A 19229-nucleotide genomic window follows, 5' to 3' on the forward strand; every position below is an offset into this window, starting at 1 on the left:
CTCAGTCACCCAGGTATTGAATGGTGATGTGGTATTTAAAGACGTGCTGCTCGATGCTAATCGGCACGCGCTTGCCTTTGCGGTTGATATAGGTGATGTCGGTGACCAGTTTTCCGCGCGCGTTACGCAGTTCGCGTTTGTCGCCGCGGTCGGTTAGCGTCCAGCCTTTCGGCAGCTGCGGCAGCCATGCGCTAAGCGGCCAGTGGCTGAGCATCACATCGGCCAGCACCTGGCTGGCGGGCGGCAGTTGCGGGATCACCATCGACTGTTCCGCGCGCAGCCCTTGTTGATCATAGGTCACCAGGAACAGGCGGATACCGACGGACGACAGGCCCGCCAGCGTGAGCTTTTTATCATCGGCATTGAGCAGCACCAGCAGCGACTGGGTTTGGCCGTTGAAGCGGCCGGTCAATAACTGCTGGGAACTGATGGCCGGCGAGATGCCCGGCGGCGGTAACGTGACGCGCGTACCCGGCTCCAGCCACGCCTGCGGACGGCCTTGCGGCTCCGGCGGCGAATGACTGCAGCCGGCCAGCAATAAGGCGGCGAAGAGCGCGAAGGCGCGCCAGAATGATGGTCTTCTCATCGTCTTTTTTTCTCTTTTTTGCTCGGCATCGCCAGCGGCGACAGCAGGAAAGCGGTGAAAATACCGCTGACCAGGACAGTGCCAAAGCTGCTGATGGCCTGGGTGGCGCTAAACACCAGCATGCCAAGCGTTAATAAGGTGGTCATCATCGCCAGGGTAACCGCCAGCAGCGATGTCAGCGGCGTGCCGCGCGGGTTGCTGAAAAACAGGGTGTAGTTGATGCCAATCCCAAGTACCAGCACCAGCGCCAGTAAGGAGAACAGGTTAACGGCGTGGCCGGTGAGCGCCAACGCCCCCAGGCCGCATCCCAGCGACAATACCGACGGCACCAGGCTTATTAAGCCCTTGCGCCAGCCAAGGCGGATAGCGGCGCCGCAGGCAATCACCGCCAGCGCAACGCCGAGCAGCCCGGTTAAAATATGACGGTAGAGCGCGAAAAGCTGGTCGAAATCGCTTTTACGATCGACCCACGCCACGCCAGTCTGGGTTGTGCTGAGCGCCTTCAGCGCCGCGCTATCTTTCACCCCGCTCACTGGCACCAGTACGCCGCTTTCGCCATCCGGCAGCGTCAGCCATAGCAGCCGCCAGCCTTCGCTGGCCGGACTGGCAAGCCAGTCGCCGACTGTCACCGGCATCGGCCGCAGGTCGGGGTGAACAGCGGTGAGTCCGGCGTTATTCAGCGCCTGGCCGACGGCCGGCGCCGCCTGCTTCAGCAGGGCCAGATCCTGCTGCTGGCGGGCCAGTGAATTGAGCGGAATGGCGCGATACCCGCCAAGCATTCCGTCGGTTTGCGCTTTAGCCAGTGCGGGCATAAAGGCTTCAAGCCGCTGCAGCGTTTGTTGCGCCGTGTCGCCGTAAACCACGAACCACTTTTGATCGACGCTTTGGCCAGTAAGCGCGGTGATGGCATGCTCCTGGGAGAGGATATTCTGCGGTAGCGCCTGCAGCTGTGAGATATCGTCATCCACCCGCAGGAGAGCGAGCCCCGTCAGGGAGAAAATGGCCAGAACCACCGGCAGACCGATGGCGAGTTTTTTGTTACGCCGCCATGCCGCGAGCCAGCGCGACATCAGCACCATCGCTGGAACGGGACGCACCGGGAGCCCATGGCACAGCCATGGCTGCCAGAAAATCACCGTCAGGCATGAGGCGCTTAGCCCCACGGCCGCAAATAGCGCCATCTGGCGAATGGCCGGGAAGGGGGCCAGCATCATGATTAAATAAGCCGCCACGGTGGTAAGCAGCGCCAGCAGCAGCGCTTTCCGTACTTTAACAAGGCTTTGCCACGGTGAAGCCGCTGCGCCATGGACCATCCGTTCGGTCAGGTAATAGAGCGTGTAATCTGCGGAAATGCCAATAATGCTCATGCTCATCACCAGGGTCATCAGATGCAGCTCGCCAAACAGCAGCAGCGTGGCAACGGTGCCGGCCAGTGCGCCGATAGCGATAGAGATCGCGCATAACAGCAGCGGACGCAGCGAGCGGAACACGGCCACGATCAACAGGATGACGCCGAACAGGGTCGCCGCGCCGAGAGTGGAGATATCGCGCTTCGCCTGCTGGCTGGCGTAATCACTGTAAAATACGGTGCCGCGCGACAGCAGCTGCGCCTGCGGGTGGCGCGCTTTTAATTCCTTTTCAAGCTGCGCGAGGGTGGTCACCAGGCGGTGCGTCTGTCGCATATCGAACGACGAACCCGCCAGCTCGTCGTGCAGCAGATACCAGACGTTACCTTGCGCGTCTTTGCTGGTCAGCCACCCGTCCTGCAGCTGCATCCGCTGGCCGCTATTCGCCATCGCCAGCTGTGAGCCGCGCATCAGCATCAGCGGGTCGTTTTGTAACTCTTTACCGCTGACCCCGGAAAACGCCGAATAGAGCTGCGAAAGGATCCACTGGGCCTGCGCTTCGCCGCCCTCCTGCAGACGTGCGCGGGTGGCGGGGTCGATTAACGCATTGCGATGTTGCCAGAAAAACGTTCCCCAGGCCTGCTGACTGGCGGCATCCATTGGGCCTTTGACCTCGGCCAGCGCGTCTGAGGTTTGCAGCAACCGCAGCCAGTCGCGAGCCACCTGCGGGTCGGCCTGTTTACCGGGACTGACCAGCCAGACCAGCTGGCGATCCAGACGCTGCATAAAGCCGTCGTTCAACGCCGGGGGGATCGCGCCGAGCGTCTGTTTGGGCAGCATCGCCAGCACGCTGCTGTTGAGCCGGGCCTGCGGCAACAGCGCCAGCAGCGCGCCCGCCAGTATCAGGCAGACGACGCCCCAGATCAGCGCAGGACGTTTACTGGGCGGCAAAGCGTTGGCGTTCGTCATCGGTCAGTTGCGCTGGCGTCAGTTGATGTTGGGAAAGGGCGATATCGGTGCGATCGCCTTGTTTATCGTTGAGTTGAATATGCTCCAGGTAGGTTTTTCCGGCGAGATCGATGCTGGCGAAAATCTTATCCAGCGGCGTGGTGACAGGCGTCAGGCGCAGCGTCCATCGCCCGTCGCCTTTATCGGCGAATTCCACGCGGAAGTTCTCCTCCAGCACGTTACGATCGGCCTGGAACAGCGCGCGCAGCAGATGGTTGAACTGGAACATCTGCGGGTTGTTTTCGGCGGTGACGGTCTGCGGCGGCTGGCCGTTAATCGCCTGCACCATCCGTTTATCATCCAGCAGCAGTTGCATCGGGAACGGTGAGGTTTGATCCCACAGCAAGCCCTGGTCGCGGGCGATCAACATCCGCCCCTGGGATCGCAGCGGCTGCGGAAGATCCTTTATGGTGCGGGTTTGATCGAAGTGGGCGCGCACCACCGGCTGTTCGCTAAATTGTTTTTGCAGGTCATCGAGCGTCAGCGCGCTGACCAACGGACTGATGAACAGTCCCACCAACAGCAGCAATCTCATGGCGTGACCCCCATGCGTTCAAACAGAACTTGCGGGCTGACAAAACACATCTCGCCGCTTTTTTCGTCCACCGCGACCTGGATGGTGTAGCCGGTGGTGGTGCGTTTGCCGCTCTCGGCGGCAAAAATTTCATAGCCAATGCGCAGGCGGTTTTCGAACTCTTCCAGACGCGCGCGGACGCGAATACGCTGCTCGAAGGTGATAACGTCCCGGTACTTCACGCGGGTATCCACCACCGGCCACAGATAGCCGGAGGCTTTCATCTGCCGGTAGCCGTAGTTGAACTGGTTAAGCAGCGCCTCGCGGGCAATTTCGAAGTAGCGGAAATAGTTGCCATGCCAGACGACGCCCATCATATCGACGTCGTGAAAGGGAATGGTTAGCTCTACTTCAGCAGTAAAACGGGGATCGTTAAGCACCCTTTACTCCTTATCTTTGGGCTCCGGCAAACGCCAGAAATCGAAAAAGTTAAACCAGTCGAGCGGCGACTGCAGCGCGTAATATTCCAGCCGTTCGGCGTAGCGATCGATGATATGTTGCAGTGCCTGCTGGCGATTGGCGCGCGGCAGCGGCAGCGGGTCAGCGAACGGCTCACAGTAAATGCGCAGCTTGCCCTGCTGACGCAGAGCGAACATCAAATTGACCGGGCAGCGCAAAATAGCCGCGAGGATAAAGGGCCCCTGCGGGAAGGGGGCCGGTAGCCCCATAAAACGGCTCCAGCAGACGCGCCACTCGCCGCCGCGCTGCGGATTGACCGCAATACGATCGCCGACAATGGCGATCCATTCTCCGCGATCCAGTTTTTCCTGCAGCAGCATGGCGGTCTCCGGGCCGATATCGGTGACCGGCAGCAGGTTGAGTCCGGCCTGCGGGGCCATCTCCGCCATAATCTGCTTAAAGCGTTGGGCATTGTCGCTGAACACCAGCGCGTTGATGGTCTTGCTGCCCTGCAGCTGCGCCAGCGCACGGCAGGCTTCAACATCGCCGAGATGTGAGGCCAGCAGTAGTTTGCCGCGCGGATCGTCGATATTGAGCGTCTCTTCGGCTCCTGCGGCAAACACCACATCGCGACCAAACTGCAGTTCGCCGCGCCAGCTGGCGATTTTATCCAGCATCGCGTTGCCAAAGCGCAGGAAGTGACGATAGCTACTGAGTTCGCCCGGCTCCGGCAGCTGACGAGCGGCTAACTGGTCGCGCACGCGGGTAAGCCAGTTTTGTGAAGCGCGGCGCGCGGTGCTGGCCGTTAGCCAGTAGACGCCGACCACCGGGTAGAGCAGCAGCGAAAACGCGTGTCGTCCCAACAGCCGCCACACCAACAGCATCAGGCGCATGCCCCATAAGCCTTTGACCTCCTTCTGACGCGCCCAGTGCGGCGAAGCGCGGCGAAACAGCAGCGAGGGGATCCGCGGCAACATGCCGAGGAACAGTCGGGTATGCATCAGCGAGATGCGGCAGTTATCTCTGAGGGCATCGAAATGCGACAAACCGTCCGGCGGATAGGTCACGCGGGTCGGGACAAAGTAGCTGGTGTTCCCCTGCCAGTAGAGGCGCACCATCACTTCGGTATCAAAATCCATCCGCTTGCCGAGGGGCACGCGCTTAGCCAGCTGCAGCGTCGGCGCCAGCGGATAGACGCGAAAGCCGCACATGCTGTCTTTTAGCTGCAGCGATAGCGTTTCAATCCATACCCAGACGTGGGTGATCCAGCGTCCGTACAGGCGCGAGCGCGGGATTGAGTCGTCGTAAACCGGCTGGCCGGAGATCAGCGCCTCGGGATGCTTCTGCGCCAGCGCCAGCAGCTGCGGAATATCTTCGATGGCGTGCTGTCCATCGGCATCGACCTGCACCGCGTGGCTGAACCCGGCTTGCGCTGCGGCCTGTAATCCGCAGATGACGGCGGCGCCTTTTCCGGCGTTCTGCGGTAAGCGGATCAACGTCAGATCCGGGTTTTCCAGCGCCAGTCGCTCCAGCTCCAGCTGTGTGCGACTGTCGCTCCCGTCGTCCACCACGATACAGGGAAGATCAAACGGCTGTAGGCGCGCCAGCACCCGCGACATCATCGCGCCGTGGTTATAGCACGGGATCACCACGCAGGGGGAGAAGGTTAGCGACATAAGCGAATCTTCCCGCTGCTGGCGGTATGTCGTGTTTCGCCATCGTGGCGCTGATAGCTGAAGGTGATGAGCTGACGCGCTTCCTGCCAGCTAAGAGTGAGCGTCACGATCGCCCCCGGCAGGAGCGGCGACTGGAATTTCACATTGTGAATATCGTGAAAGCGCCAGCCGGGCGCCAGCAAGGTGGTGGCGTAATGCATCGCCCAGTCAATCTGCGCGACGCCTGGCAACAAGGGCTGAACGGCAAAGTGGCCGCGAAACCAGAATAACGCCGGATCCACCGATAAAATGATTTCAACCCGATCGGCTTGTGGCTGACGGCGCTCAATTTCATGGGGCTGCATGAAATAACTCCTGTAACTGCGCGTAGACACGCTTGTTCATACTATTGACGGGGATCTCGTCGATAACCCGCCAGTAGCGGGGAATGGCGACCGGTTCCAGCAGAGGGCGCAGTGCTTTTCGCCAATGAGTCTCCTGGCTTTTTCCCCAACGCTGGCGGGCATGGTTATCCAGCACCAGCAATACGCCAATACTCTGACGGCTGCCGCGGGTGATGGGTAACACGGCGGCATCAATGATGCCTTCAAGTTCCAGCAGGCGCTGCTCCACTTCGCTCAGCGATATGCGCTTCTCTTCAATTTTGACCACGCGATCCCGACGGCCTGCCAAATGGAAGTGGCCACTCTCGCGAAAATGCAAAATATCCTCGAGCAGCTGGCCGCGGTTATCGGTAATAAGCGGAGAAAAGAGGCGGAACGCATCGCCTTCTGGCTGAAAGCGGATGCCGGGAAACGGTTGCCATGGCGCCTCATCCTGCACGCGCTGGCGGCAGGCGATGACGCCGCTTTCCGTACTGCCGTAAATTTCATCCGGCCAGGTATTGCACCAGCGGGCGGTTTGCACGGCATCCTGCCAAAGCAGCTTGCCGCCTGCGGACACGATCATTTCGATCGGCGGAGGGGTAAGCCGGTGGTCGAGACGTTTAAGGAAGGCCGGACTACTAATAAACAGATAGCGATGCTTCCGGCTTAACGCTGTTAACTGCTCGGTGTACTCCAGCATGTCCGCGTGAAGCGGTAAACCCAACGCCATTGGCAAGAACAGTCGAAACGTCAGGCCATACAGATGCTGCGGCGCTACGGATGCCACCACCCGACAGCCTGCCAGACGCCCGGCATAGCAGGCGGATAACAGCGCCGCCTCGCGGTCGAGCGATCCGATCGGTTTGCAAATTCGCTTCGGTTGACCGGTGGAACCGGAGGTGAATAATTCAATGCAAGCCTCTTTGCCTGGCGCGGGAAAATGCATCTGGCCGCTCGTTACCGCCATCGTGGACTCGACAATCACCAGCGCGCCATCCCATGCCAGCGCTTTATCGCTGAGAATGCCGTCAAACAGCGCCTTCTGCTCATTTAACAGCGAAATGCGGCCGTGGCCGGGAAGGACCGGCGTTTTGCCGGCATGCAGGGTTGCCAGCAGAGCGACGATAAACAAGTAGCTATTTTCAATGCACAACGCCCAGCGCATGGCTGGCTGCTGACGCAAGTGCGTGAGCAGGTGGGCGACATCATGGCGCAGATGTGCAAGCGTCCAGAGGTGCGTGTCCTGCCAGGCGATCGGCGTTTCCGGCGAACGCGCGGCGCTGAGCCACTGGTCCAACGGGAGAGGCTGCTTCATGGTTTATCTCGTTTTATCACCCGCTGGCGCACCAGCCACTCGCCGGCCATGAGCGTGCCCATCAGCAGATAGGAAATCATGCCGTTCCACGCCGTCCACAGGGACAGATCGCCATACAGCGCGGTAAAAAGCGCAATGCCACCGTTAATGATGAAAAAGGCGCACCAGATTTGGGTGACGCGCCGGGTATAGCGTACAGCCCGCTCCGGAAGATCCGGTTCACGCAGTCGCGCCAGACGCTCAATTATCGGCATTCTGGACCATAGCGAACCGCCAAACACCGCCAGCATCACGCTGTTCACCACCACCGGGTAAAATAGCAGTAACTGATGGGTTTTCAGCAGGTAGCTGGCAATACACAGCGTCATGCCGGCCACCGCCACAATCTGAGTGACCACGCTCAGCGCTCCCGCCCGTCGCCGGGTCTGACGAAAGCGTAAAAACAACATCAGCGCCATGAGCGGTAACAACCCTTGCAGGCTGTTATGCGCGAGGCCGAACCAGATGATAAACGGCCAGGCCAGCAGCAATATGCCCGTCAGCAATGGCACAACTGGCAGTGAGCGAATGCCCGACACGGTGAATTATTCTTCTTTGAACAGGCGTTCTACCGCATCGACCACATCCTGCACGGTGCGGACAGTTTTGAACTCTTCTGGCTTGATTTTCTTACCAATTTTCTTTTGCAGATGGACGATCATGTCGATGGCGTCGATACTGTCCAGTTCGAGATCTTCGTACAGGCGGGCCTCAGGCGTAATATCCTGCGGATCGATTTCAAATACGTTCACCAGCAGCGCGGAGATTTCTTCGTAAATGGCTTGTTGTTCATTCATAACCACTCTCCTCAGGCGCGCTGTGCTTGAATAAATGCCGCCAGCGTGGCGACAGAGTAGAAATGCTGACGCATCTCTTCACTTTCAGCCGACAGCACCACGCCGTACTGATTTTTTACCGCCAGACCCAGCTCCAGCGCATCAATTGAGTCCAGGCCCAGACCATCGCCAAAAAGCGCGGCGTCGGTGTCGATATCATCAGCGGACAGCTCGTCCAGGTTCAATGTACTGATGATCAGATTTTTAATTTCAAGATAGAGCGCTTGCATCATTCATTCCTGTTTCAGGGAGAGTGCCTGTTTCTAATTTAAGCAAAATATGACGGTTCAACTGTCTTGCGGCCAGCGCCGGTTCTTGTTTATTGGCATCATAAAACTGATGTATTGGCAGCCGCTCTCCAACCTCGACGGTAAACCGCGGCTTAGTTGGCGGCGCGTCGTACCATTTGCTTTGTTTACCCAGCATATGCTCGGTACAGCGGATGACGACAATGCGTAAATCGCTGCCGCAGCGTACCGCGATATTAGCCGCCCCCCGCTGTAGCTGCATTTTTTTCCCCGGCACGGTGCGCGTGCCTTCAGGGAAAATCAAAATCGTATCGCCTTGCTGTAAACGCTGCCGGCTTGCCGGCAGCAGGGCATCGGCCTGATCGTTAATCAGATAATCGGCGGCGCGGATCACGCCGCTGACGAATGGATTTTTCAGCAGCGCGCTTTTTACCATGCAGTCGGTCTCCGGCATCACCGAGGCCAGCATCACGTAGTCAATAAGGCTGGGGTGATTGGCGACCACCAGGCAACCGCGCTCCGCGCGCAAAATATCGCGGCCATCGATACGGTAATCGAGAACGCCGACGCTTTTCACCACGCTGAGGAATACGCGAAAGCTAACGGAAATGCTGCGCCGCGCGATACGGCGTCGGCGGGTTTTATTACGTACCAAAACCAGCAGCAGATTAAACCAGATGAGCGAGAGCAGCAGGCCGCCAATGCCAAACAGTGCGAAGCAGAAACCGGTCATCGCTGCGCGCCAGAGCCGATTAAGCCGGTGGAAAAACGGCTTCATGCGCGGCTCCATTGCCATTGCACGCGATCGCCGGGAAGCGTGAACGTGCAGGCATTCTGCAAATAGTACTGCAAGAACAGTAAACTTTGCGGTAATGGACTTTCGGCAACGGCTGCATGAGGCTGGGCGTGGCATTGCCACTGGCGACCGGGCTCAATCACCCAGGCTGCCGCATAGGGCCAGGTGGTGATACCTGACGGCAACTGAGCGTGGTAAAACTCAGGGAGAAAACCGTCGAAATCAACCATCAACACGCGCTGATAACCCGCCTGTAGCAGGCCCATCACTTCGTATAATCCCTGCTGAAACGTATCGCGCCCGGCAGAAAGGGATGACGACATAATCGCTTTTTTTGCAGCAATCGTCAGATTACCCACGGCGGAATTATGCACCGATAAGGCGAAATCGGTCGGCGAGATCGCTTGCTCCATAGCCAGCGCATGGAGGATCCGATAGTTGCGCTCCAGTTCGCCGTGACGGCTGGTATAAAGAACGGCATCGATTTCATGGCGACGGAGCATAGCCAGACCGCATTCCACAGCCAGCTTACTTCCCGAGCTGAGCCGGCGTGCGGTCATCATCGGCAATTCGCTGAGTTTGGGTGGCGCCGCGGCGGGATCGATGGCGTGCAAATGCTGTGACCACCGTTGCCATTGCTCGGGGCCACTGACGCCAGGCGCGAAGGCCTGCCAATCAACAATGTTAAATGAAAATGTCATCCACTCGCATCCGCGATCAATCAATTATTCTTGTGGCATATCAACAAGGTATGCCCAACGCCTAAATTATCGTGACGCTGTTCTACTTCGAACCCCGCCATTTCAAGATAGCGATAAAACTTCTCTACGCTGTAGAAACGGCTGTTGCCGTTGGCCATACAGGTAAAATAGAGTGAAGACGCATTCAGACTAAATGATGCTGCTTCAAATTTCTGCGCATCCCAGAACAATTCCAGAATGTACAGGCGGGCGCCAGGTTTCATGACCTGTGCCACGTTACTGAGTATGGTGATGATTTGTTCTGGCGAGAAACAGTCCAGGAACTGACTCATCCACCAGATATCCGCTTCTCCGGGTAGGGGGGCGTCACTCAGCATATCCACAGCATGAAAATCGATGCGATGGGCAAGGCCAGCATTTTCTATATTTTCCCGTGCCAGTGCAATTTGTTGCGGTAAATCTAATAACGTGACCGCGATATTTTCATCGTACTGGCAACAGCGTAGCGCCCATTTCCCGGTATTACCGCCTACATCGTACAGCCTTGCGGGCTGGCTGGAGAATACATAGGGCAGCGCTGCAGTGAAAGCGCCATCAGAATAGTAATGGTCGAAGGCAAACCAGCTTTTGCGCGCCGCGGGTGGTAGCTGTGACAAGGCAGGGTAAATCGTTGGCCACTCACCAAAAACTTTTAATCCTGAAGGCTTTCCCTCCTGGAGCGCATTTTCCAGAAAGAATAATCCTTGATAACAAACGTCTTGAGTAAAATCCATATTTACTCGCGTCATCGGATCATGAAGTAAGAAATGTCCTATTTTAGAGAGGTGGTAGCGTTCCTCTTTATAGGTCAGGATACGACCGCTTAATCCCATATCGAGCAAAACGCTAACGGCATATTCTTTTCCGTCGAAAATTTCACTGATGGCTGCAAACGTTGCACCGCGTTTACATTGTTGGTCCAGATAACCCAGAATACCTGAGTTGCGTAGACATAATGCGGTTTGAAAGAGCATGGGGGCAAAAGCAATACGCTGCGCTTCAGTAATGGCATCAAGTGCGCTGAGAGAATCCTTTTGGTACACGTTCGGTACAACCTTATTACAAATAATCGGCGAAACGGGTCAGTAGTGACCCGTATGTATATTTATTGTTGCAGAGCGGTGTTTGCTGCCAGCGTAACCTGAATATCTTTATCGAGGTTGTGTACCCAGCGGTTATAGTTTCTATGAATTTTTCCGTTGGCGGCCATGAGATTAATGCTACTCACATAGACAATAGAATAACTTGTTGCGGAGTAGTTAATTTTAATATCCGCGACATGGTCGCGATTTTGCAATTTACCTTTTATGACGCCAGGGCCCGCGTCAGACATAATCCATTGGCGCTGAGCACCTGCTTTGATAATGGCATCCTTGACCTGCGATTCCGTATGGCCGGCGCTCACTATCGCATTGACCTGTTCAATAGGGGCTGTCCGTGCGCAACCGGCGAGCGCACCGACAACCGTAGCGGCAATCATCCAGTGAATAATTTTTTTCATGAATACTCCATGTCAATATATTGGCTACTGGCATTAACTTATGCCACGTAAGAAACTTTTATATAGGCTGATATGCTGTGGTTGTTCTGTCAGGCAATATGTTCATCTGTATTAAAACGGGCCGGAGGGGGAAATATGATGTTATTAAAATATTAACATCATGATAAACAATGAGACGCTATCAGAGCCGTGAGGAAGTATAAGTAATTTAACCCTGCTCAGGCAATAGCGATAATTATTAATGTGTATATATCCTTCCATTAAGGAAAGTCGAATAATCGTCGCGGCAATTTATGCTGATGAGCGCGGCGATGGCGCCGCTGAGGTTATTGCCATCGGAAGGCTGCTTTTCAACAGAAGTCGTGGTAATAGTGGCTCTGTATAGTACAAATCTGGTGGAACCTGATGCCCGAACCCGTCGCCGAACCGGCGCTCAATGGACTGCGCCTCAATCTGCGGATTGTCTCCGTGGTTATTTTTAACTTTGCCAGCTACCTCACCATCGGCTTGCCGCTGGCGGTACTTCCTGGCTATGTGCATGATGTAATGGGCTTTAGCGCTTTCTGGGCCGGCCTGGTGATTAGTCTGCAATATTTCGCCACGCTGCTCAGCCGCCCGCACGCCGGGCGCTACGCTGACCTGCTGGGGCCCAAAAAGATTGTCGTCTTCGGCCTCTGCGGCTGCTTTTTAAGCGGTCTGAGCTATCTGCTGGCCGCCTGGAGCAGCGGCTGGCCGCTGGTTAGCCTGCTGCTGCTATGCCTCGGGCGAGTCATTCTCGGCATCGGCCAGAGCTTTGCCGGCACCGGCTCGACGCTGTGGGGCGTCGGCGTTGTTGGGTCGCTGCATATCGGGCGGGTCATCTCATGGAACGGCATTGTGACCTACGGGGCGATGGCGATGGGCGCCCCGCTCGGCGTGCTGTGCTATTCGCAAATTGGCCTCAGCGGCCTGGCCGGGGTCATTATGGCGGTTGCGCTGGTGGCTATCCTCTGCGCGCTGCCCCGCGCAGCGGTGAAGGCGGCGAAAGGCAAAGCAATGTCGTTTCGCGCGGTGCTCGGGCGGGTGTGGCCCTACGGCATGGCGCTGGCCCTGGCCTCCGCCGGTTTCGGGGTTATCGCCACCTTTATCACGCTGTTTTATGACGCCAAAGGCTGGGACGGGGCGGCCTTCGCCCTGACGCTGTTCAGCTGCGCGTTCGTTGGCGCGCGGCTGCTGTTTCCCAACGCCATTAACCGCCTCGGCGGGCTGAACGTGGCGATGCTCTGCTTTATCGTGGAGATCATCGGCCTGCTGCTGGTCGGCTTTGCCGATACGCCGCTGCTGGCGAAAATCGGCACCTTTCTTACCGGGGCCGGGTTCTCACTGGTCTTTCCGGCGCTGGGCGTGGTGGCGGTGAAAGCGGTGCCGCAGCATAACCAGGGGTCGGCGCTGGCCACCTATACCGTGTTTATGGATTTGTCGTTAGGCGTCACCGGGCCGCTGGCCGGCTTGCTGATGGCGTGGACCGGGATCCCGGTGATATATCTGGCGGCGGCAGGTCTGGTGATGGCGGCGCTGCTGCTGGGCTGGCGGTTAAAAAAACGGCCCCCGGTCAGCGAACCGGAGGCCGTCGCACCAGGCCAGTAATTACTGGATGGTGAGGGTGCTGATGATGCTTTCCGCTTCGGTCTGCGCCTGCTGCTGGTTGTCCGCCGGCAGGGTGACCTGCAGGGTCAGCAGTTTGTCATCCACTTTGCCGAGGAGCACGGAAGACCAGGCGGTCTGCCCCTTGGCGGAGATGATGCTGTCCAGCTGCTGCAGGGTGTGACCTTTGATCTCCAGCGATTTATTGCTCACCACCTGCAGCTGCGGGTCGCGGCTACGCTGCTGATCTTCCAGACGTTTCGCCAGCACCGCCAGGTCTTCATTGGTGCTGTCGCCGACGATGACGATGACTGCTTTCTGGCCGGTGGCGTCAGAATAGACGTGCATGTTGTTCGCCTGAGTGCCCAGTTTGCCGCTCTGGTCGGCCATGCCCGCAGGCAGGGTGAAGCTCAGTTTGCCATCCAGCAGGCTGATCGCCTGGCCGCTGGTGTTGCTCTCCGCTGCTGCCCCAACGGTTGGCGCTTTTGAATCGCTGTTATCGCAGGCGGCAAGCCCCATCACCAGCAGGCCAATACCGACATATTTAACCAAATTGCGCATTGACATCTTCCTTTCGATAAACGGCCACTAATGGCTCATCCGGCTATCTTAACACATCAGCCCGCGAGTACCTTTAACTCGGCTGCAATGCCGACAAATCAGATTTATCCGCCAGCCTTTTCAACAGCATATTTAACAGTACGCCGTACATCGGCAGGAAGAAAATGATGCTGATAAGCACTTTAAAGCTGTAGTCGACGAGGGCGATTTCCCCCCAGTGGGCGGCCATAAACGGATCCGGGCTGCGCCAGAAGGCGATGAAGAAGAACGCCACGGTATCGCTGATGTTGCCGAACAGCGTCGAGGCGGTGGGGGCCAGCCACCAGCGGCGGCTCTGCCGCAGGCGGTTGAAGACGTGGACGTCGAGGATCTGCCCTAGCGCATAGGCCATAAAGCTGGCGATGGCGATACGCGCGACGAAGAGATTAAAGGTGCCCAGCGCCGCGAAACCCTGCCACTCGCCCATGTAAAACAGGGCGGAGATGGCGTAGGAGATGACCAGCGCCGGGACCATCACCGCAAAAATAATGCGTCGCGCCAGCGGTGCGCCAAAAATTCGCACCGTCAGATCGGTGGCGAGGAAGATAAACGGAAAACTGAACGCCCCCCAGGTGGTATGGAAACCAAAGATGGAGATCGGTAGCTGAACCAGATAGTTGCTGGAGGTGATCACCAGCAGATGAAATAGCGAAAGCCAGACGAGCGCTTTTTTGCGCTGTACGGTAGTAAACGGATTCATATTGTGACCTTTTTATGCCCGTCATGCTTCAGGTAAATGAGCAATCGGCAGCGGAACGTTGGGGTGAGGGAACCCAATGAAAAACGGCTGCATGATACTGCGTTGCCGGCGTAATGCAATGGTTGTTTTTCGCGCAAACGTTAACCTGGCTTGCGTACTGGCGAACTGGGGGTAAACTAGGGCCGTTTTGTTGATGTGAGACTAAAATGAGCGAACTTTTCTCCACTCCAGACCACACTCTGGATGCCCTGGGACTGCGCTGCCCGGAGCCGGTCATGATGGTGCGTAAAACCGTGCGGACAATGCCCGTCGGCGAGACGCTGCTGATTATTGCTGACGATCCGGCCACCACCCGCGATATCCCGGGATTCTGCCGCTTTATGGAGCATGAGCTGGTGGCCCAGGAAACCGAAGCTCTGCCGTACCGCTACCTGATCCGCAAAAGCCACTGAGCCTCTCCCGGATAGCGGCGCGTAGCGCCTTATCCGGGCTACCCGACGGTCTGGAACCGTAGCCCTGCTAAGCGTAGCGCGAGCAGGGAAGCCGGTATCTATGCTACAACTTCTTACGCAATAACCGCAGCGCGTTAGCCGTTACCAGTACGGTGGCGCCGGTATCCGCCAGCACCGCCAGCCACAGGCCGGTCAGGCCGAGCAGGGTGGTGACAAGGAAAATCCCCTTCAGCCCTAAGGCAATCGCGATGTTCTGGCGAATATTCGCGTGGGTCGCCCGCGCCAGGGAGATCATCTGCGCCAGGCCGGTCAGACGGTTGTGGGTCAGCGCGGCGTCGGCGGTCTCCAGCGCCACGTCGGTGCCGCTGCCCATGGCGATGCCGATGGTCGCCGCCTTCATCGCCGGGGCGTCGTTGATGCCGTCCCCGACCATCGCCAGCGGCGCATCGGCATTCAGCGCCATCACCGCTTCGACTTTGTCCGCCGGCAGCAGGCCGGCGCGGAATTCCAGACCCAGTTCGCTGGCGATGGCCGCCGCGGCGCGCGGGTTATCCCCGGTAAGGATCACCCCCTGCACCCCCAGCTGGTGTAAGGCATCCACTGCCTGACGCGCGTCGTCGCGCAGGGTGTCGCGCAGCGCCAGGATGCCGAGAAGCGTCTCGCCGCGCATGACCAGCACCACCGTTTGACCGACGCTCTCCAGCTGCTGGATCTGCGCCTCATGCTCTGACGGGGCGGCTTTGCTGGCCGCGCAGATCACGATACGGCTGCCGTTGACCTCGGCTTCGATACCGGAGCCGGCCAGCGCCCGCTGGCCGCTGGCCTGCGGAATACTCAGCTGACGCCGCTGCGCTTCGCGGACGATAGCCTGCGCCAGCGGATGGCTGGAGCCTTGCTCAACCGCCGCCGCCAGCGCCAGCAGCGTGTTATCGTCATTCTCAGCCGTGGCGATGACCGAGGTCACCTGCGGCTGGCCGACGGTCAGGGTGCCGGTTTTGTCGAACGCCACCTGGCGCACCTGGCCCAGCTGTTCCAGCGCCGCGCCGCCTTTAATTAACGCTCCGCGTCGAGCGGCGACCGCCAGGCCGGAAGTGATGGCTGCCGGGGTGGAGATGACCAGCGCGCACGGGCAGCCGATCAGCAGCAGCGTCAGCCCTTTATAAATCCACGGCAGCCAGGCGCTGGCGAAGAGCAGGGGCGGGACAATGGCGACCAACAGGGCCACCACCATAATGGCCGGAGTGTAGATCCGGCTGAAGCGATCGATAAAACGCTCGATCGGCGCCCGACGCTCCTCCGCCTCTTCAATCAGCTTCAGGATGCGGTCGATGGCGCTGTCGCCCGGTTCGGAGATTACGGTCAGCTGCACCAGGCGGTCGACGCTGGTGGCGCCCGCCGCTACGCGTTCTCCGGCCTGGCGCTCCACCGGTACCGACTCGCCGGTCAGAGCGCTTTCATCAAAGCTGGCAAATGGCGACAGCAGCTGACCATCCGCCGGCAGACGCCCACCGGCGGCCACTTCGATCACATCCCCGGGGCGCAGATCGCGCTGGGCGACGGTTTCCCGCACGCCGTTGCGCAGGCGAATGGCTGTGTCGGGCTTCAGCGCCATCAGCGCGCTCACCCCCTGTCGCGCGCGGCTGGCGGCCCAGCCTTCGAGACGCTCGCCGATCAGGAACAGCAGCAGGACCATCGCCGCCTCTGCGGTGGCGCCGATAAACAGCGCCCCGATGGCGGCGACGCTCATCAGCGTTTCAATGGCGAACCAGCTCCCGCTCTTGATCAGGCGCAGCGCCTGGCGGGCAACCGGCCACAGGCCGACCAGGGTGGTGGCAATAAAGGCTAACTGACCGGCAGGGTGGTTGGCCTGCTCCAGCCCCCAGCTCAGGGCCATCATCATGATCAGCGTCAGCAACGGTAAATTGTCGCGCAGTCGCGAGCCTTGAGTTTTCTCTGACGCGGGGGTATCGGCATCGCGCAGCGTATAGCCTGCCTGACGTACCGCCTGCTCAACCTGAGTCCGAACGTCGCCTTCGGCGTTAACCAATAATTTTTCAGTGGCGAACAGCACCTGAACCTGACTGACGCCGGGCACCTGACGAACCGCCGTTTCCACCTTGCGGGCGCAGGCGGCGCAGTCCATGCCTGCAACCTGCCAGCTGTAGCGGGCGTCGCTGAGCGCTTCGGCGGCAGGCGCGGTCTCTGCGGCGCAGGCGTGGTCTGTGCAGCAGCTTTCCGCCGGGGCGGGCGCTGGCCGCATGGTGAATGACGAGAATTGTGGGACTTTTTTATCCTGCGCGTCTGGAGTCGACATGGCACCCTCCGGTAAATGATAATTTTCTCATTAGCCGTAGGATACACTCTGGAGTCGACTCCAGAGTCAAGGACTAAATTACAGGTACAGCGCGCGCACGATGAGGAAGTGGCCGGCAAAGTAAAACGCGGCGGCAATGGCGTTATCGGCGCGGAAACGGCGGCGATAGTGGCTCACCAGCCACACGGCATTGCTCAGCAGCAGCAGAGCGGCGCCGGCGAATCCGGACAGCGCGGTGTTGGTAGGGCGGGCAAACCACAGCTCGCCGGCCAGCCAGACCATCACTAGCGTCATGCCGATAAAGGTCAGCACCGGCATTTTCATCTCTTCCAGCCGGCTCCAGATCACCGCCATCAGCAGGGCGCCGAATACCAGCAGCACCAGCGGCAGCGGCCAGAAGAACGACAGCGTCAGCTGGCTGGCGAACCAGATGGTATACAGCAGATGCGACAGGAAGAAGGCGCCCACCGCGTACATCACCCGCTGGCGCGGCAGCAGGGTCAGGGCGTCGCCGAGCAGGGAGGCGCACAGGCCGGCCAGCACCAGGTAGCTGATGGCATTGAACATCGGCGCCTGCCAGGCCAGCAACAGCAACAGAATCAGGGTGACAGGTTTAAATACCCAGCGTCGCCAGGCCGGCCCGCGATAGGATGCATCGACATAAAGCCATGCGGAGAAACAGACAGCAATAAATGACCAAAGCATAGTAAGTCCCTGTATCTGTTATCATAAGGAAAGTTACGGATGCGTGAAGCTACCACTCAGTGTAGTGGTTTGGCGCAGCAGATGACAATGTTATTCCAGTCGCAGTATGCTGATTCCTGATATTTTTTATGGGTAACCTTAATGAGTAAAATGCCGCTCTTTTTTGTTCTGGTCGTCGCGGTGATTGTGGTGGCGGCTTCGTTTCGCTATGTGCAGCAGCGCCGCGAAAAACTGGCGAACGACGCCGCGCCGGTGTTGCAAAAGCGGGTGATCGTCAGCAATAAGCGGGAAAAAGTGATTAACGATCGGCGTTCGCGGCAGCAGACGGTGACGCCTGCGGGCAGCGAGATGCGCTATGAAGCGAGCTTTCGCCCTGAGAACGGCGGGCTGGAGGTGGTGTTTCGCCTTGACGCGCCGCAGTATCATGCGCTGAGCGTCGGCGATCGCGGAATGTTAAGTTATAAGGGCACAGCGTTCGTGGCGTTCACGCCCGATCCCTGAGCCCTTGTCAGGACTATTTCTTCAGCGTCGCCTTCAGTTTTTTCTGCCAGGCGACGAGCTCAAACACGCCGAAGATAAAAATGCGGATTTGCTCAAAGCGGCTCAGCGGCGGGGCATCCTTCGGCTGCGTCGCCTTGAGCAGCGTCAGCTGCAGACCGTGCATCAGGATCATAAAAATCAGCGCGACGTTGACGAAGATATTCAGCGGCTTCGGGAAGGGCTGAAACAGATTCAATAACAGAAAGGCCCAGACGCACAGCATCAGCAGGCGGCCTAAATTAATCAGCATGGTTCTCTCCTTGGGCCTCACGTTGGTAAAGACGATACGCGACCTGTCCGGCCACTTTTTCACGATACAGATGCCAGTTCGCCGGTACCGGCGGTAAACCGTTTTCGACTTCGCTTTCGACGTACACCAGGGCTTCGTCGGCCAGCCAGCCCTGCGTTTCCAGCAGGCGCAGCGTCTCCTCCAGCAGCCCCTGACGGAACGGCGGGTCGACAAACACAATCTGATGCGGCGTGCCCGGTTGGCTCAGGAAGCTGAGGGTGTTAGTCGCGATCACCTTGCCGCGATCCGCTTTCAGGGTGGCCAGGTTTTTTTGCAACTGCTGAGCGACGCCGCGCTCCATCTCCAGTAGCGTGGTGCTGGCCGCATAGCGAGACAGCGCCTCAAGCCCCAGCGCGCCGCTACCGGCAAAGCAGTCGAGGCAGTGCGCGTCAACGATGGACGGCGCCAGCCAGTTAAAAAGGGTTTCGCGAACCCGGTCGGTGGTCGGCCGCAGGCCCGGGCTCTCCGGCACCGGTAATTTACGGCCGCGCCATTGCCCGCCGATGATGCGGATCTGGCCGCTGCCCGCGTGGTTTGGTTTTTTCATCTCTCTGCTCAAGTCTCAACTTCCGGCCTG

The 19229-nt window shown here is 58.6% G+C and carries 23 protein-coding genes; 3 read left to right on the top strand and 20 right to left on the bottom strand.

What is annotated here, in order from left to right; genetic code table 11:
- Position 1: 1 nt before the first annotated feature.
- The 14 genes from ABLX76_RS02535 to ABLX76_RS02600 form a co-directional block, all read right to left on the bottom strand.
- Positions 2 to 586 carry a DUF3261 domain-containing protein gene (locus ABLX76_RS02535; protein WP_023291252.1) on the bottom strand — a complete coding sequence of 195 codons (585 nt, stop codon included), beginning with the start codon at positions 584 to 586 and terminating at the stop codon, positions 2 to 4.
- Positions 583 to 2901 carry an MMPL family transporter gene (locus ABLX76_RS02540; protein WP_348873918.1) on the bottom strand — a complete coding sequence of 773 codons (2319 nt, stop codon included), beginning with the start codon at positions 2899 to 2901 and terminating at the stop codon, positions 583 to 585. Before ABLX76_RS02540 ends, ABLX76_RS02535 begins: the two co-directional genes overlap by 4 nt.
- Positions 2870 to 3475 (bottom strand): outer membrane lipoprotein carrier protein LolA, encoded by a 606-nt coding sequence (locus ABLX76_RS02545; RefSeq protein WP_023291250.1) that lies wholly within the window; start codon positions 3473 to 3475, stop codon positions 2870 to 2872. The genes ABLX76_RS02540 and ABLX76_RS02545 overlap by 32 nt, the downstream gene beginning before the upstream one ends.
- Positions 3472 to 3894: a thioesterase family protein gene (locus ABLX76_RS02550; RefSeq protein WP_032454265.1), complete on the bottom strand. Its 423-nt coding sequence runs from the start codon at positions 3892 to 3894 to the stop codon at positions 3472 to 3474. The genes ABLX76_RS02545 and ABLX76_RS02550 overlap by 4 nt, the downstream gene beginning before the upstream one ends.
- 3 nt (positions 3895 to 3897) lie before the next feature.
- The gene (locus ABLX76_RS02555) at positions 3898 to 5589 is read right to left on the bottom strand and encodes a glycosyltransferase (RefSeq protein WP_348873920.1); all 1692 of its coding nucleotides are present in this window, start codon (positions 5587 to 5589) and stop codon (positions 3898 to 3900) included.
- Positions 5580 to 5933: a beta-hydroxyacyl-ACP dehydratase gene (locus ABLX76_RS02560; protein WP_023291247.1), complete on the bottom strand. Its 354-nt coding sequence runs from the start codon at positions 5931 to 5933 to the stop codon at positions 5580 to 5582. The genes ABLX76_RS02555 and ABLX76_RS02560 overlap by 10 nt, the downstream gene beginning before the upstream one ends.
- Positions 5920 to 7269 carry an AMP-binding protein gene (locus tag ABLX76_RS02565; protein WP_065883186.1) on the bottom strand — a complete coding sequence of 450 codons (1350 nt, stop codon included), beginning with the start codon at positions 7267 to 7269 and terminating at the stop codon, positions 5920 to 5922. The genes ABLX76_RS02560 and ABLX76_RS02565 overlap by 14 nt, the downstream gene beginning before the upstream one ends.
- Positions 7266 to 7847: a hypothetical protein gene (locus tag ABLX76_RS02570; RefSeq protein WP_032454262.1), complete on the bottom strand. Its 582-nt coding sequence runs from the start codon at positions 7845 to 7847 to the stop codon at positions 7266 to 7268. Before ABLX76_RS02570 ends, ABLX76_RS02565 begins: the two co-directional genes overlap by 4 nt.
- A gap of 6 nt (positions 7848 to 7853) precedes the next feature.
- On the bottom strand, positions 7854 to 8105 hold the full coding sequence (locus ABLX76_RS02575; protein ID WP_023291244.1) for an acyl carrier protein: 252 nt from the start codon (positions 8103 to 8105) through the stop codon (positions 7854 to 7856).
- Positions 8106 to 8116: 11 nt separating this feature from the next.
- Positions 8117 to 8374 carry a phosphopantetheine-binding protein gene (locus tag ABLX76_RS02580; RefSeq protein WP_023291243.1) on the bottom strand — a complete coding sequence of 86 codons (258 nt, stop codon included), beginning with the start codon at positions 8372 to 8374 and terminating at the stop codon, positions 8117 to 8119.
- On the bottom strand, positions 8355 to 9188 hold the full coding sequence (locus tag ABLX76_RS02585) for a lysophospholipid acyltransferase family protein (RefSeq protein WP_171879206.1): 834 nt from the start codon (positions 9186 to 9188) through the stop codon (positions 8355 to 8357). The genes ABLX76_RS02580 and ABLX76_RS02585 overlap by 20 nt, the downstream gene beginning before the upstream one ends.
- On the bottom strand, positions 9167 to 9889 hold the full coding sequence (locus ABLX76_RS02590; RefSeq protein WP_065883184.1) for a beta-ketoacyl synthase chain length factor: 723 nt from the start codon (positions 9887 to 9889) through the stop codon (positions 9167 to 9169). The genes ABLX76_RS02585 and ABLX76_RS02590 overlap by 22 nt, the downstream gene beginning before the upstream one ends.
- A gap of 20 nt (positions 9890 to 9909) precedes the next feature.
- Complete coding sequence (locus tag ABLX76_RS02595; RefSeq protein ID WP_348873923.1) at positions 9910 to 10971, bottom strand: class I SAM-dependent methyltransferase; 1062 nt, start codon at positions 10969 to 10971, stop codon at positions 9910 to 9912.
- A gap of 62 nt (positions 10972 to 11033) precedes the next feature.
- Positions 11034 to 11429 carry a hypothetical protein gene (locus ABLX76_RS02600; RefSeq protein ID WP_348873925.1) on the bottom strand — a complete coding sequence of 132 codons (396 nt, stop codon included), beginning with the start codon at positions 11427 to 11429 and terminating at the stop codon, positions 11034 to 11036.
- A gap of 405 nt (positions 11430 to 11834) precedes the next feature.
- Between ABLX76_RS02600 and ABLX76_RS02605 the strand changes: the two genes are divergently transcribed.
- Positions 11835 to 13055, top strand: coding sequence for an MFS transporter (locus ABLX76_RS02605; protein WP_087827775.1), 1221 nt, complete (start codon positions 11835 to 11837; stop codon positions 13053 to 13055).
- On the opposite strand, the gene ABLX76_RS02610 is transcribed toward ABLX76_RS02605, so the two are convergent.
- Together ABLX76_RS02610 and ABLX76_RS02615 are read right to left on the bottom strand one after the other, a co-directional pair.
- Positions 13056 to 13613 carry a DcrB family lipoprotein gene (locus tag ABLX76_RS02610; protein ID WP_023291237.1) on the bottom strand — a complete coding sequence of 186 codons (558 nt, stop codon included), beginning with the start codon at positions 13611 to 13613 and terminating at the stop codon, positions 13056 to 13058. It abuts the gene before it with no gap.
- 73 nt (positions 13614 to 13686) lie between these two features.
- Positions 13687 to 14352 carry a 7-cyano-7-deazaguanine/7-aminomethyl-7-deazaguanine transporter gene (locus ABLX76_RS02615; RefSeq protein ID WP_023291236.1) on the bottom strand — a complete coding sequence of 222 codons (666 nt, stop codon included), beginning with the start codon at positions 14350 to 14352 and terminating at the stop codon, positions 13687 to 13689.
- Positions 14353 to 14558: 206 nt separating this feature from the next.
- On the opposite strand from ABLX76_RS02615, the gene tusA reads away from it, so the two are divergent.
- Positions 14559 to 14804, top strand: a complete 246-nt coding sequence (gene tusA, locus ABLX76_RS02620) for a sulfurtransferase TusA (RefSeq protein ID WP_002920858.1) — start codon at positions 14559 to 14561, stop codon at positions 14802 to 14804.
- A gap of 103 nt (positions 14805 to 14907) precedes the next feature.
- Here the strand turns inward: tusA and zntA are convergent, their stop codons facing one another.
- Both zntA and ABLX76_RS02630 read right to left on the bottom strand, forming a co-directional pair.
- Positions 14908 to 17118, bottom strand: a complete 2211-nt coding sequence (zntA, locus tag ABLX76_RS02625) for a Zn(II)/Cd(II)/Pb(II) translocating P-type ATPase ZntA (protein WP_348873927.1) — start codon at positions 17116 to 17118, stop codon at positions 14908 to 14910.
- 78 nt (positions 17119 to 17196) lie between these two features.
- Positions 17197 to 17823: a lysoplasmalogenase gene (locus ABLX76_RS02630; RefSeq protein WP_004173987.1), complete on the bottom strand. Its 627-nt coding sequence runs from the start codon at positions 17821 to 17823 to the stop codon at positions 17197 to 17199.
- A 150-nt stretch (positions 17824 to 17973) separates the two neighbouring features.
- On the opposite strand from ABLX76_RS02630, the gene ABLX76_RS02635 reads away from it, so the two are divergent.
- Positions 17974 to 18324, top strand: coding sequence for a DUF2500 domain-containing protein (locus tag ABLX76_RS02635; protein ID WP_023291234.1), 351 nt, complete (start codon positions 17974 to 17976; stop codon positions 18322 to 18324).
- A gap of 13 nt (positions 18325 to 18337) precedes the next feature.
- Here the strand turns inward: ABLX76_RS02635 and ABLX76_RS02640 are convergent, their stop codons facing one another.
- On the bottom strand, positions 18338 to 18613 hold the full coding sequence (locus ABLX76_RS02640; protein ID WP_087849087.1) for a DUF1145 family protein: 276 nt from the start codon (positions 18611 to 18613) through the stop codon (positions 18338 to 18340).
- A complete protein-coding gene (gene rsmD / locus ABLX76_RS02645; protein ID WP_023291233.1) occupies positions 18603 to 19199 on the bottom strand; it encodes a 16S rRNA (guanine(966)-N(2))-methyltransferase in 597 nt (198 codons plus the stop codon). The genes ABLX76_RS02640 and rsmD overlap by 11 nt, the downstream gene beginning before the upstream one ends.
- Positions 19200 to 19229 lie beyond the last annotated feature (30 nt).

Source organism: Klebsiella sp. JB_Kp004 (assembly GCF_040065795.1).
Lineage (GTDB): Bacteria > Pseudomonadota > Gammaproteobacteria > Enterobacterales > Enterobacteriaceae > Klebsiella > Klebsiella quasipneumoniae.

What these genes read in the sequence shown, in the direction of transcription:
- ABLX76_RS02535 (WP_023291252.1), bottom strand. Translation starts at nt 586, where the DNA reads ATGAGAAGACCATCATTCTGGCGCGCCTTCGCGCTCTTCGCCGCCTTA.
- ABLX76_RS02540 (WP_348873918.1), bottom strand. Translation starts at nt 2,901, where the DNA reads ATGACGAACGCCAACGCTTTGCCGCCCAGTAAACGTCCTGCGCTGATC.
- ABLX76_RS02545 (WP_023291250.1), bottom strand. Translation starts at nt 3,475, where the DNA reads ATGAGATTGCTGCTGTTGGTGGGACTGTTCATCAGTCCGTTGGTCAGC.
- ABLX76_RS02555 (WP_348873920.1), bottom strand. Translation starts at nt 5,589, where the DNA reads ATGTCGCTAACCTTCTCCCCCTGCGTGGTGATCCCGTGCTATAACCAC.
- ABLX76_RS02560 (WP_023291247.1), bottom strand. Translation starts at nt 5,933, where the DNA reads ATGCAGCCCCATGAAATTGAGCGCCGTCAGCCACAAGCCGATCGGGTT.
- ABLX76_RS02565 (WP_065883186.1), bottom strand. Translation starts at nt 7,269, where the DNA reads ATGAAGCAGCCTCTCCCGTTGGACCAGTGGCTCAGCGCCGCGCGTTCG.
- ABLX76_RS02575 (WP_023291244.1), bottom strand. Translation starts at nt 8,105, where the DNA reads ATGAATGAACAACAAGCCATTTACGAAGAAATCTCCGCGCTGCTGGTG.
- ABLX76_RS02580 (WP_023291243.1), bottom strand. Translation starts at nt 8,374, where the DNA reads ATGCAAGCGCTCTATCTTGAAATTAAAAATCTGATCATCAGTACATTG.
- ABLX76_RS02585 (WP_171879206.1), bottom strand. Translation starts at nt 9,188, where the DNA reads ATGGCAATGGAGCCGCGCATGAAGCCGTTTTTCCACCGGCTTAATCGG.
- ABLX76_RS02590 (WP_065883184.1), bottom strand. Translation starts at nt 9,889, where the DNA reads ATGACATTTTCATTTAACATTGTTGATTGGCAGGCCTTCGCGCCTGGC.
- ABLX76_RS02600 (WP_348873925.1), bottom strand. Translation starts at nt 11,429, where the DNA reads ATGAAAAAAATTATTCACTGGATGATTGCCGCTACGGTTGTCGGTGCG.
- ABLX76_RS02605 (WP_087827775.1), top strand. Translation starts at nt 11,835, where the DNA reads ATGCCCGAACCCGTCGCCGAACCGGCGCTCAATGGACTGCGCCTCAAT.
- ABLX76_RS02610 (WP_023291237.1), bottom strand. Translation starts at nt 13,613, where the DNA reads ATGCGCAATTTGGTTAAATATGTCGGTATTGGCCTGCTGGTGATGGGG.
- ABLX76_RS02615 (WP_023291236.1), bottom strand. Translation starts at nt 14,352, where the DNA reads ATGAATCCGTTTACTACCGTACAGCGCAAAAAAGCGCTCGTCTGGCTT.
- tusA (WP_002920858.1), top strand. Translation starts at nt 14,559, where the DNA reads ATGAGCGAACTTTTCTCCACTCCAGACCACACTCTGGATGCCCTGGGA.
- zntA (WP_348873927.1), bottom strand. Translation starts at nt 17,118, where the DNA reads ATGTCGACTCCAGACGCGCAGGATAAAAAAGTCCCACAATTCTCGTCA.
- ABLX76_RS02630 (WP_004173987.1), bottom strand. Translation starts at nt 17,823, where the DNA reads ATGCTTTGGTCATTTATTGCTGTCTGTTTCTCCGCATGGCTTTATGTC.
- ABLX76_RS02635 (WP_023291234.1), top strand. Translation starts at nt 17,974, where the DNA reads ATGCCGCTCTTTTTTGTTCTGGTCGTCGCGGTGATTGTGGTGGCGGCT.
- ABLX76_RS02640 (WP_087849087.1), bottom strand. Translation starts at nt 18,613, where the DNA reads ATGCTGATTAATTTAGGCCGCCTGCTGATGCTGTGCGTCTGGGCCTTT.
- rsmD (WP_023291233.1), bottom strand. Translation starts at nt 19,199, where the DNA reads ATGAAAAAACCAAACCACGCGGGCAGCGGCCAGATCCGCATCATCGGC.